11 protein-coding genes are annotated in these 13,249 nt (G+C 34.1%); all 11 read right to left on the bottom strand.

Features of this window, described 5'->3' with window-relative positions; all coding sequences use genetic code 11:
• Positions 1 to 2: 2 nt before the first annotated feature.
• The 11 genes from T479_RS06920 to T479_RS06970 all read right to left on the bottom strand — a co-directional run bounded on the left by T479_RS06920 (position 3) and on the right by T479_RS06970 (position 13,242).
• Positions 3 to 2,084: a discoidin domain-containing protein gene (locus T479_RS06920; RefSeq protein WP_158497872.1), complete on the bottom strand. Its 2,082-nt coding sequence runs from the start codon at positions 2,082 to 2,084 to the stop codon at positions 3 to 5.
• A gap of 66 nt (positions 2,085 to 2,150) precedes the next feature.
• Complete coding sequence (locus T479_RS06925) at positions 2,151 to 2,915, bottom strand: SPRY domain-containing protein (protein ID WP_025219033.1); 765 nt, start codon at positions 2,913 to 2,915, stop codon at positions 2,151 to 2,153.
• Positions 2,916 to 2,956: 41 nt separating this feature from the next.
• A complete protein-coding gene (locus T479_RS06930) occupies positions 2,957 to 4,066 on the bottom strand; it encodes a discoidin domain-containing protein (RefSeq protein WP_025219034.1) in 1,110 nt (369 codons plus the stop codon).
• Positions 4,067 to 4,912 (bottom strand): SPRY domain-containing protein, encoded by an 846-nt coding sequence (locus T479_RS06935; RefSeq protein WP_025219035.1) that lies wholly within the window; start codon positions 4,910 to 4,912, stop codon positions 4,067 to 4,069.
• The gene (locus T479_RS06940; protein ID WP_025219036.1) at positions 4,909 to 5,982 is read right to left on the bottom strand and encodes a hypothetical protein; all 1,074 of its coding nucleotides are present in this window, start codon (positions 5,980 to 5,982) and stop codon (positions 4,909 to 4,911) included. Before T479_RS06940 ends, T479_RS06935 begins: the two co-directional genes overlap by 4 nt.
• Positions 5,983 to 5,999: 17 nt before the next feature.
• Positions 6,000 to 6,329: a hypothetical protein gene (locus T479_RS06945; protein ID WP_025219037.1), complete on the bottom strand. Its 330-nt coding sequence runs from the start codon at positions 6,327 to 6,329 to the stop codon at positions 6,000 to 6,002.
• Between the two features lie 25 nt (positions 6,330 to 6,354).
• Complete coding sequence (locus T479_RS06950) at positions 6,355 to 6,951, bottom strand: hypothetical protein (protein ID WP_025219038.1); 597 nt, start codon at positions 6,949 to 6,951, stop codon at positions 6,355 to 6,357.
• A 104-nt stretch (positions 6,952 to 7,055) separates the two neighbouring features.
• Positions 7,056 to 7,802, bottom strand: coding sequence for a hypothetical protein (locus T479_RS06955; protein ID WP_025219039.1), 747 nt, complete (start codon positions 7,800 to 7,802; stop codon positions 7,056 to 7,058).
• 62 nt (positions 7,803 to 7,864) lie between these two features.
• Positions 7,865 to 9,028 (bottom strand): hypothetical protein, encoded by a 1,164-nt coding sequence (locus T479_RS06960; RefSeq protein ID WP_025219040.1) that lies wholly within the window; start codon positions 9,026 to 9,028, stop codon positions 7,865 to 7,867.
• Between the two features lie 23 nt (positions 9,029 to 9,051).
• Positions 9,052 to 9,465, bottom strand: coding sequence for a PAAR domain-containing protein (locus T479_RS06965; protein WP_025219041.1), 414 nt, complete (start codon positions 9,463 to 9,465; stop codon positions 9,052 to 9,054).
• A gap of 12 nt (positions 9,466 to 9,477) precedes the next feature.
• Positions 9,478 to 13,242, bottom strand: coding sequence for a phage tail spike protein (locus T479_RS06970; RefSeq protein ID WP_025219042.1), 3,765 nt, complete (start codon positions 13,240 to 13,242; stop codon positions 9,478 to 9,480).
• Positions 13,243 to 13,249 lie beyond the last annotated feature (7 nt).

The following is a 13,249-nucleotide window of genomic DNA, read 5'->3' on the forward strand; positions in this document are numbered from 1 at the left end:
GATTAGGCTTTATCAGCTCTCACGATAATGTCAAACGATCCATTTGCGTCAGGCGTTGAACCTAATTTTGTTTTTAAGCGAATAAAAAAGGACGTTTCAGCATTATTCGCAAGCATACCACTGAGGTTTAAATCTGAATGAGGTGTAAAAGGTGAATTACTTTGACTAAACTCGACCGTCATATCGCTTGGGAAATTAGTTGTATTTGCAAGTAAGTGCACATTTTTAACATCATATCCATATTGGTTTTTTAGAAATACCTCATGCTCGATAGTCGTTTGTCCTGCTATAATGACACCAAAATCAAGATATTTTAATACTTCTCCAATTTCATTAGAAAAGTATTCACCGTAAACATCTTTAAACATAAGTCCTGTATATGTACCCATAAAGTTTGTGGACCAATAATCGGTAGTACCAAAGGAATCTTGAAACTCTACTTTTAAAGTATTCCAATCATCAATTTTAATGTCCTTACTTCGTATTACTAACTCAATATTTTGAGGAGATTCACCTAGTTGTGTAAAGCTGCCATCAGCAGGGTAGTAGTAGCGATTGTTCAGTATTACCCGATATTGAACGCGTGTTAAGTCATCATCACTTAACATTCCTTTTAAAACATTTCCATTAAAAGCAATATCAATTTTGGCAGTTGTATTCAAAATATAAAGACTTGTGTCCTGAATTGTGGATGTATGACGTGGAAGATAATCTTCATATGAAACATTTTCAACAACTGAAACGATGGTATCACGAGGATTGTCTTTTAAGAAGATCCCAATATTTAAGAACTGTTCATTCCATGTTCGCCATTCTGTGTCAGTGATGTTGTTTAAGTCTGTATGTTTCATACCATTGGCGATAATAGCTTCTTCACTAGAAGCATCGGCTATGACAAACTTCTTAAGAACCTTATTCCAAACATACCACTTCGATGTATCCGTGCCAGAGATAAAATAACGAGCTTCATCACGATAGGATTGAGAGAGATCATTCACTAACACTTCATCTAAAGCACCATAGATTCGCTTTGGATTGACCAACTTAATAAACTGAGGTTTAGGTATAGCTTTCATTTCAAGTACTCTCTGTGCAGTCTCAGGCGCTTCATCAGTCCATGTCACAACCTCGAAATCACCCTCTAATTCATCAAGCGGTGACCAATTGGCTTCTAAGATTAAATCAGCATTTGTGACCTCTGGATCGTCAGTGTAGTAAAGTACTTCAACACTATCCCCGAATTCATCGTAAATGTCGAATGGTTCACTGTTGATTGATACAATAACGTCTTCTTTATCTTCTGTATAAACTATGACTTCAGGAAAATCACCAATATAGTCATACACACTAAATGGTTCGGTTTCGGTTTCAATTATTGCAACATCAGATTCAGAAATCACTGTAATTATAGGGTTATCAACTAAATAATCATAAACGGAGAATCCTTCTGTTACTAATAATGTTGATTCATTGTATACATCATTTGTTGCATCATAAGTGACATACTTGTGATTCTTATATGGAGTAGTTAAATCAATTTCTTTGTTCTTGTCTACCCCAAATTTCATAAGAGTTGAAGCAGAATTATTCGGTAGATGTATTAATGTTTTTGTTGATGTATCAAAACTGAAAAAATCAGTATTAGACTGAATAATAAATTTAGCAAGTACATCATAAAATCCAAATTGTAATTTTTTTATTGATGAATATGAAGAACCATGATTATTTACTACAGTTAGTTTGAAGTATCTTCCAATTGTTTTGGGTACTTTAAACTCTCGTATTTCATTGGCTGTCCAAGCAGGCTCTATACCCTCATATATTCTAGTCCAACTATTATTATCTAGTGAATATTCAAGCCGTAATGTTTTTGGGTTTTCTGTAAGTGCAGAATGACCTTTTATTCTAAATTTATCTACAAGTTTTAACTCACCGAAGTCTATTTTTACCCATGAGTTATTTTGTGAATAATTAGTTGTGCCCCAAAAGCTATTGTTGCTCATTTCTTTAAATGCATTGAAAGCACCTGAAAATTCACTACTAGCACTCACAACTAATGGAGAAGGAGATGTGTTAGAAGTCATATTAGTTTCATACCACACAAGCTCTGACAAAATAATCATTTCCTTTCTTTTAAATTGTTTTTTTATTTATGTTTTTAAGATAATTGTTTTTGGTTTTTTCGCTAGCTTTGAGGAAACAATTCTATTCTCTATGTTATTTCCATAGCTACTTAAATCATTAGGGTAGCTTTGTTTAGTGAAAGTTGTATCTAATTGAACTTCTTTACCTTTCTCAACACCCCATAAGATCATGTTTTGAGGTGAATTGTCAGAAAGGTGAATAAGAGTGTTATGTGATAAGGAATAGGGTTGAGCATGATTGCTAGGATTTTTTAATGCTAAACATTTGTGAAATAGAAAATCTCTTGCTACATCTGAGTATTTCATTTTATCTAAGTCATCTACAATTGTGATAGATTCATTTCCTCCAATTGTGGAAGTGGAAACGTACAATTTAATTTCTCCTAAATCTTTTAAATTTCTAAATGCGACCCCTAAATTAACACCATCTTTAGTAAAAGATATTTCTCCTACATCCATTTCAATTGCCATTCCTATAATGTTTGATGCATTAAAAGAACTCCCATAAGTACTTCTAGGATATACTTTGTTCCCATCATAACCAAATATTGCTCTTACTTGACTTTCTGTTGGCTTTATAGGTGCTGATATGCTTTGAGAAATACCTATTACTATTTGAGCATAAGTATTTATTACAAACTCAAAATAATGCTTTCCACTTGTGATGTTTTCTTGAGTGACTGCCCAACCACCTCTAATAGAAGCTGTTTTTCCATCAGAAGACACAGTTGCGTCAGTGCTTTTAAGTGTGCTACTCCATGTAACAGTCATTGTTGTACTCCTTTGTATTTAATTTAAAATAAAACTCAGCATTAGATTATTCCGATGCTGAGGGGTTTTTTGTCTACTTTTTTTGTTGTAAGAGTCTTTTTCTCAATTTCTTGCACAACATAGTTAACTACGTTAATAGCACCATCGAGATTTTTTAGTTCCATTACTCCATATTTAGAAAAATCACTTGCTGTTTTTTTACTCAAACTGAATATAGAAATACCTTTGTAACCAAAAACCACCTCACCAATAGCAGAGTAGGTTGATGAGTTTGCTGCTGTTATTTGAATCCTATAAAACTGAAAAGCTCTTGTATTATTGAACTCAAATATTCTAGTCTCATCTTGTTTCCAACTTGTTTGATTTTGGATTAATGCTAACTCTGTCCAAAGCAATCCATCAGGAGAGCCTAATATCTTAAACTCTTTTGGAGCAGTAGTATTGCTGTCACTATAGTTTCTTGTTGTGAAAGATATTTTATTATATCTTTTACTTGTGCCAAAATTTACTTGAAGCCAACCTAAAGGACTTCCGTTTGTTGTCAACCATGAATCGCCGTAGCCTACGTTTTTCCCATCAAAAGCTTTCCAACAAGCGTAAGAAGTACTGTAATCACCACTAGATGTTATTTCATATGGTGAGGGTGTTGTATAAGAGGTCATGGCTAATGGCTCAAATGAATCACTATATATAAGAGAATAAATATGATCTTTTGATTGAACAAGTAATCTTCTCTTGTTTAGAAAATAATTTTGTAAAATATATTTTTCTTCGGATGTCCCAAACTCACCATAATAAATTTCCTTATAGTCAAGATTGTCATTTGAAACACTCACTCTGATATTTCTAATGTCGTAAGAACCATTGCCCCAATTTTTTAAATATACTTTTGTAAAACCTACCACATGTTCAGGAAGTTTAATCACATAATAAATTCCACTAGCATTACCGTTATAAGGTATTAATGCACCTCTTGTTTGAAACATTTGAACATAGTTTGTTTCATCTATTCTAAAAGCTGCATTGGTTTCAACTACATCACTTTTTGTTAACCCTAATATTGCGCCCGATTGGTCATATACTTCAATGAAATTTATTCCACTACCACTAGCGCCACCGCCTGAACCCTCTATTTTTAAATACCAATTCATTTATTTCACCTCAACCATGATAATTCTAATATCAAAATATCTATTTAAATCTATAGTTTTACTAAATACCTTACCAACTTCTTCACCTAGAATGTCACTTCTTTGTGTCATTGTAGTAGACTCTAAATTCATTACTTTTCGGTCAATTAATGATAAAATATCCATACCTTGCTCAAAAAAGATAGTTGAACAAGGTAGAGTAGAGGAAACAATTTCCCAATGAGCAGGCGTACCTAATGTTTTTGAAATAAATTTTTTGTATTGATACTCATGAAAAATAAAAGACTTACTCTCATGTGATAGAGTCTGTGAACCATCATAGCTTTTAACTCCAAAAGGTAAAGTATCAGCAATAGGAGGATATTTAAAAGGTGTTGCACCAAAATTGGCAGTAACACCTCCGTTTCCACTCAAAGTTCCACTTGATACCATAATGCAGAAATTTGATAGTTTTTTAATATTGTCAAAAGCTATTCCTAAGTTCACTCCATTTTTATAATAAGTAAGAGTACCAGCATCAAAGTCTATGAGGATACCTATAATATCCCCAACAGATAGTGTAGAAGCGTAAGTCGAGGTTAAACCACCATTACTTTTTCTCCCATCAAAGTAATAATAAAAAAAATTATTAGATGAAGTAATTCCACTAGTCATGAGTAAATCTGATGAACCTATCCCTATGCAGTTAATATTTAATGCGTCAACTTTAATTTCACAAAACCATTTTCCGCTAGATTTTGGGTCAGTTGATTTAACTGAGCTATTTTGAAGTATATTGTTGGCAGTTAAATTTCCGTTGCTGAGTGTTGTAACAGAGCCTTTTTCAATTGGATTCCATGTTGTCATTTTCTTTTCACATCCAATCTATTAATACTTAACCATTGGCTACGACTTATTTGCTGTCTATGAATACTACCTGCCTCTAACCATGTTGAATCAATATTCATGTCAAAATTGTAATCTCTTTTTAATGATATTGTGGATTCTGAAGGTTGAAAGAAGTTTAATGCACCAATTCCTGTGTAGCTACTATGGCCATTATTACCATTCCATTTTATCCTATATGACCTGTACCCTTTATTATTGAAGAACTCATATTCTTTGTCAGTATTGTTTGTTGACCAAGATTGATTTGATCTTTGGTCTAGTTCTAACCAAGTGCCATCAATACCATCAGTTGTATTTAAACTGCCTTCTAGCACCCAACTTTTGGGCATAGAATTTAAATAAGCGCCTGCCATACTTCTAATTTTGTATTTATTTATTCTAATTTTATTTTTAAAATAAAAACCTAAAAAACCACCAAGAACTCCACTTTTAGTAATATAGCTTTCTGAGTTATCAATTCCACTAAATGCTTTCCATGCAGGATAACTTGAGCTATATACTGTTTCGGAGAAAGCAAAACCCATTTGTGATGATGTATTAGAAGTTAATTTTGGTACAATATAGTTCCCAACTCTAGATGGAGATTCTTTAACGTATGGGTTAGCCTCAAAATCCCCTTTAGCAATAATAAATTCATCCGACACAAACCCTGCAAGTAAATGAATTCTTACTTGTATGTATGGTTTCATAGCTGACTGGATTGTTCCGTCCGTTGCAATAGGTAACCAATCGGACCAATTTACACCGTTAGCTGATACTCTTGTGGATACTGTGAATGAGCTTGAGCCATTTGTTGTTTTTGTTGTAAATATTTTTTCGTAGCGATTAAATCTATCTCCGAGATTAATTACATCAGAAGTCCAACTGCCTTCTGCGGCATAGATCGGGTTTTCATTACTATCAAAATCGATTTGAGTTAATCGTAAATGTCCTGTTGTTTTGTCGATTTCTGTGTTTTTATATGTACCAGATACACCGAGGGCTAGCCCTATTTCTTTTTTCTCTACATTACCGCCTATTAAAGCCATGAGAGCATCCTCCTTTCTTAATGAATGATACTTTCTTCTTGTCTATCTCCAGTATCAATCGATTCTATCCCGCCTATGAACGTAAGAAAGTTTCCATTAATGTTCGTAATAGATTGACTTAAAAACAACACAAGAAATTTAGCTTTCTTATCAGCATTGATACCGCCCATTTTGGCAACCAAGCCTTCGTTTGAGAACATTTCAATAAGCTTTTCTAATGTGTATTTTCCCACAGCTATTGTATAGCTTCGTTCAGTGGATGATTCAAATAGTGAGAACTTGTTGTTAGCTGCAGTAATCTCAAAATAATTGCTTTTGTCAGGTAGTTGCAACCAAAATCGTTTCATTTTCCCTTCTTCCTTTCTATATGAATTATTTAATAATCCAGTTTATTTGACCAACTCGATTGGCTTCTAATGGAGCATAAAACCGTCCTACTTCAATGCCATTTGTTTTGAAAAGCAAATATCCGTTCATTGCTTTAGTTGAAGTAAGCTTTACAGCAATGAAGGCATGCTCGTTAAATGGCAATGTGACAATCGGTTGAAAAAACAGTTGGATATCTTCCATCTTGTAATTTGTTTTATAGCCAAAATGTATCGATTTGATATTCGATCGTTGAACTCCTTGTTGATTACTAAAATCAGTAAAGGCTTCTTTATATGTGATAAGGTCTTTATGCTCGTAATTCGTTGTTAAAGGATAGGTTGTGCCATCTTCTTTCACATATTCAATTTCAATTTTTCTACCATCTATGTTGAAGGAGCCATCTGACATTTCGAAATAAAATTTCATCCTTTGTCCAAACAAACCAAAACGAATGACCTGGTTTCTCTGAATTAAATAAAAATCATTTTTTTTATGCGTAAGTAGGTCATACTCAGCGAAGTTTTTACCATTGGCGTAATCGGCATTCCAATTAAAGGGGATATTGATTGCCTGATAGTTTTCAGTATTGGTGAATAACATATAATACCCATCTCCTTCATTGTATTGAAGTGTTTTATTGATTGCATAAAAACAGGGTAGGGGACTGACCCTTACCCTGAAAACTACTCGTATTGTATTAATTTTTATACGTAACGATAAGAAACACGTTGCATTAGTAGGTTTTTACCTGCAGATGCATCCATTGGAACATCTGCATAAACAGAAATTTTAACGAAGTTACCGCCTGCTAAATCTGCGTTAGTTCCTTCGGCATTCGTAGCATTGGCTAAACCTAAAATTTCTTTAGCCTTCGGTGTTTTATTAATTTTAATTGCAATATATTCTACCGTTCCATCCATAATAGGGTTGCCTTCTACAGTAGGCCATGAAGGTTGTGTAACACCTGTCGTTCCAGCTTTCGTTACTTTATAAATATAATCATTACTTGATGTTGGTTGAACGTATGCATCTAGTGTCATTGCTGTTTCAGCAGACCAAACTTGAGCAGTTGAAGCGTTAATATTTGTAGTAGTACCGTTTGTGCCTAAGTCCTTAGTACCGGATGGATTAAGAGGATTTCCGCCTTTTCCAACAGGTAAGAAGCGGGACTCTGATAAACTATCAACACGGACATGGAACCAATTGTTTTTTACAGCTTCTACAACCATTCCATCTGAATCGCCTGTCCCACCGCTTCGATCCCGTGTTGTAAATGTTACTTCTTCCATTTTAGGAGCATCGGTTGCTTGCTCTCGATTGTTCCAAATATAGAATATCTTTGTTTTTGATCGGGATGCAGCATCAACAGTATCGTAGTTCACTGTGTAATTAACTTCTTTTGATAATTCATTAGTACCTTCATACCATGATACGATTGGTTGGTTAGACATAAATAAATTCCTTCTTTCTAGTTCATTTTGTTTTTTATATAATAAAAACTCTTTAAGTCCCGCTAGGAGTTTAAAGAGTCGGTTAACATGATTTTGACATTGACAGATAGATTTTGGGCATCCACAGAAAAGGAGGGAATATTTAATCTGAAAATATCACCTTTTTGCACGGTAAATGCTGTTAAAGTATGAGATTGATCATCAAGATTATTGTTTTCTCTAATCATTATTGGATTATCGGTTACATTGAACCAATCCGCGAAGTTAGCTGATTTTTGTACCCAAATAGGAGTTGGTGCTAAGCCTTTTGATGTAACGGAAGCTTTGATTTCGACAATTTCACCAGCATAATCAAAAACTATATGAGGGTCTTGCACACCTTCTAAAATATCTTTTGGGATAATAAATACAATTGTTTTGTCGTTAACAAATTCTGTAATACCTTTTAATTTAATGAAATGTTCTTTACTCATTAAGCCATTTAATAGTTCACTTGCTAATGGGATATTACCGCCTAATGCATCAATTGGAGTCCAATCTTTACCATTCCAGCGATAGCGTATACCTGTATCAAAAACGTGAGTTGTCCAGCCAACTTCAGGGTAAGGGTACTTTTTGGCAATATCCTTATATGTATGAACATAAGGCTGATATATTAACACGGTTGTTTCATATGCATCTTTGACCAATTCTGTGGCGTCTTGTGCTTTTTGTGTTGCAATTAATGCCTGATCGGTTGCATTAGAAGCATCATTAATGGCAACCACAAGGCGTTTTAAGTAATTTTCATATGTATCTGTTCGATCTATTAATTCTTGTACTTGAGTTTTGCTTTTTTCAATAATGTGATGCAATGATTCAGTAGCAGTTGTTCCGTCATAGTGAATAATCCGTGTGGAAGGGTAGAGGATAAGGCCTCTTCCTTTATAAATAATGGACAGTGTTTGTGCTTCTTTTGATTGATGAAAATAAACAAAACCATTCGTATAGTCAACGTAAAACTCATGATCACTGAGATTATGTTTTATAAATGCTTCATAGTTTATTTCAAGCATATTTGCAATACGTACCTTAAACAATTCATCAGGAATTTCTAATAAGCACACACGTTGATTTACTACACGTGCAATATCAAGTCTATCGATAAAAGGGTCGTTTGGTGAGCCTTTTCTCCAAACGATATGGATAGGGTTATTAAATTCTAAATAGTTTATAGGTAATGACAAAGTATCACCTTCTTTCTTCATAATTAATTTGCAAACACATTGCTAGAACCTTCAGTAATTATTGCATTTGAGCCAGCATGTGTTTTAATTGCATCCCCTTTTCTTCCTAATGGCTTTCCATTAACAAAAACTGTAGGACTGCCATTAGTAACGGAACCATTCGTATTTGTATGAGCACCGCTATCATAAGTCCAACCATCAGGAAGGGAATAACTATCATTTTCGGTTGTTTTGGCGCCTGAGAATACCACTTCCTTTCCATTTACAAATACATTGGAACTGCCTTCGTTAATTTCTCCTTCAATGGTTGCGTTAATGTAATCATAAATATAGGAGGAGTAGGGAGGAAGAGTATCAGGATTAAGCTTTCTTACTTGAATATGATTTGGTGCCATACTATTTTGTATTTTGGCACCTTTTATCGCTACTTCTGGCATGTCACCGCCTCCTTAGTTTAAGTTAATTCGTGTACCATTGACTTTGACACCTTCACCATTAATAATGATTTTGTTTTCTCCTACAGCTAGAGTAATGGCAGAGGAGGCTTTGAAATTAATGTTTTTACCATCAAAGTTCATAGAATGGGGTGTCTTCATTAAAATAGATTCATCGCCATTTTTAAGGGCAAATTCGCGTTTTTGGCCATCTGTACCTACATAATCAAAATAGAAACCATCACTTTTTTTGTATTGGTAACCCACATTATTTCCAGCGCCTGTATCACCGCCAGCACCCCAAGTCATATGGGGGTAAGCGGCATCGCCTGTTTCTTTTACTGTAATGGTGAGCTTATCTTTTTCAGCACCGCCATAATTTGTTTTGATTTTAAAGAAATTGTCCTTAATATGAATAAAATCTTGAGGTTGATTGGAATTAAGTGTCTTTAATTTATTAACGGTTAAATCTGAAATATAGCTGCCGTCCACATCTTTAATGATTTCATCGGTATCATTGCCCATAACAAGAAGCTTTTTAGCGTAAATAAGCCCATCTTTCCCAATCCAAATACGCTTTTCACCTTTAGCATCAATGGCAATTCCTTCATTCGCATTTAAGCGGATTTGTTCTCCATTATTCCCATTAATCGTAATGCCTTTAGTTTGGTCGAAAATAATTTTCTCTCCTAAAGACCCGTCCACAATTTTAAGATTATGTGTGGTAATATCTTTTGCATAAAGCCTACCGTCAGTGCCAACGTAAAATTTCTTCTCATTCCCCACATAAATAGAAATTGCTTCATTGGCATTAAGCTTAATTATTTCTCTGTTTTTTCCGTAGATGGTAATCCCCTTTTCCCAATCAAGCGTGATAGCATCACCTAAATTGCCGTCTACAATACGAAGATTTTTTGTCACCAATCCTTCAGCGTAGAGGGTACCGTCTTCCCACTTATCGTCACCCAGTGTAGCAAATAATTTACTTACCCATTGATTATTTTCCCACTTTTGTAGGGCAAGTCCATTTGTGGCATTGAGGAATGCGCGATATTTCCCATCACTTCGAACAGCGATAAACCCAAACTCATTCATGATTAAATTGTTATTATAAGAGCCCATATGAATGCCTGAATAAAAAAGGGAGTCTTCAATTGCTTGTCGTAAACGTGTAGCTTCGTCGTAATAGTCTTTAAATTTTTGTACAAAAAAGCCACGATTTTCAATAGAACTCGTGGATTCAGTAAGGGGATCAGTCATATCGATTTCTAAGTTTTCAGACTCACGGTAACCGTTTTTCAATACTTTTATGTAACTATCTATGTAATTCATTAATGCTAAATAGGCTTCTTTCACTTTACTTGTTGAGTATCGATCTGTTATCGAATAGACAGTAGGGAAGGTTTGAGTAGCAATATCAAATGGACCATTTACATCCGTCTCATTATCTCGTTCACTTCGTATATATTTTTGGGCTTGTTGAAGTAGTAACTGATAGTCGGTGTGGATTTTATATAATTCTTTAATAAGCTCCAATTTTTCAAGTGTCGTTAACTTACCATCTGCAACTATTTTATCAAATAAACCAATATCAAAATAATTATTTTCAGCATCTATAATTACTTGCTCCAGATTATTAACGATTTTAATATTTTCAGCTACCATGTTCCGAGAATATAATGTTCCGTCTGTATTCGCCCATAAAATTTTCTTCCAATTGTCATCTTCTTTTTGACTAACTGCGAACCCTTCACAAGTTGTAATAGCAACTCTTGTAATATCGTTCCATGAAGTTAATCCAAAGCATTCGGGTTCTGGGTCATCTGTTACTAACCCTAAACGCATGACTTCATCACCGTTTCGATTATAGATTGTTGTCCGTGAACCTTGGGTGAGCCAAATACCTGATTCATCCTCGATGATTAAATTCACACCGGAAATAATTTTGCCGAAAATGCGCTCGCCAAAAATGCCATCTTTCGAAATAGCATGTTTCCATGAATTACCGTTATCATTGGTAATTGCTAAAAATCCATTTTGTATTACTAACCAGCTTAAAGGATCTGTTAAATCTTTTACAGTAATCCCACGTTCATTGATTTCAATTTGCTGATTATAGCCTGCCATGACCGCATTTTTTAACGCGTCCCATTTATTATGAATGATGTCATTAATGGCACCGTTGTTTTTTTCGGAAAGATTCCACTTCCATTTCTCCATTTGGACAAGGGTAGAAGTATTACCAGCTTTACTAAGCTGCTCTAACCAAGTATTTTTTTCGTCCATTTCGTTCGTAATAATTACTGAAATACTTTCTCTTTCAAAGTCAAATGTAATTTCCGTAATTTTTGCTTTAATATCTACTTGTAATCGATCGTAACGAACAGAAACGATATCCCCTAAATTGAGTTTATCCCAATCATTTTGACATTCTACGACGGTTAAAAAATCAATGATATTCATATCTAATTTTATTTTTGGTTCTAAATATTGCCTAAAAATTTCTTGCGCTTCTGTTAATAAATCTTGATCATCGACAATGGAGTCATTTGTGTATTCTTTTTCGATTTCAAAATTAGATAGTTCTGCTAGTTGCTCATTTGAGAAATTATTTTCTCTTTGTAATTTGTTTCTTAATTGTTCCAACTCATCTTCGTAGTTTTTTAGCTGATAACTTAATTGTCGAATAAATGCCTCTTGATTGGAAATCTCATTTCTTTTTGCCTCTAATCGGCTAATAATATCTAAATGGGCAGGGGAGTTGGATTGAAAATTGGCGTTAGATAAATCTAACTCATCTTCCAAAATGATTTTTTGTGTAATTAAAGTGCTAAGTAGCTGATTTTCAGTTTGAATAACAGCAGTTTGTGTGGTGATTACTGTAGTTAGATAAGTAAACTTTTCTGCCAATGAGTCAACTAATGTACGATAATCTTCTAATGCTATACACAACTCATCACTCAAATATTCTGAATGGCTAACGACAACTCCATTTTCTCGTTTGAAGGGATAGAGATAGAATCTAAAATCTTCTAAATAAGACTGGCCTGTTGGATTTAATCGATGAATGGTTAGTCCTTCTTGACCGTATACTTTTAAGCGAGTGATCGTATCAATCGTATTGGTAGATAAATTAAAGCTTTCTATATATTTGCCATCTCGAATATAAAAACCTTTATTATTGCCAATATTATCGGGTTTATAGAAATGGATTTCACATGTAACAGTATCCCAAACGATAAGGGCGTTCCATACGTTTGCTAAATCATAAATGATTTCTAATATATTATTTGAGGAAACTTCGTAACTTCGATGCGTTTCAAAAAAGCTATCGACATATCCAACCTTCCACTTCGTATTGGTTGATGCCAATATTTCTGTAGCTATTTGTGCAAGTGTTTTACTAACTACTTCGAAGTCTCGAATATTTTTGTCACTTAATTGCACACCTAAAGATAGGGCGGAATACTGTATATATTCATCATCACTATACGTTTTGTTTGATTCATTTAATAAAAAGTATTCTGTAATAGGACCAAATTTCAATTTAAATAGATAACGATTTTTAATCGCTTGTATATTTCTATTGTCCATTGGCACACCGTCTTGGAAAACCACAGTGGGAATCTTAAATGATAGTTCATTTAATACAGAAAGTTTTGTACTATAACTAATATCATAGGCTTCACTTAGTGGTGCAATTGTCTTTTTATCAGGGCGGCAAAGGAATATTCGCGGTTTTACTACTTTTAAATCATAATTAATGTCACCTATTCTCACTTTATCA

The sequence above is a fragment of the Lysinibacillus sphaericus genome (assembly GCF_000600105.1).
GTDB lineage: Bacteria > Bacillota > Bacilli > Bacillales_A > Planococcaceae > Lysinibacillus > Lysinibacillus sphaericus.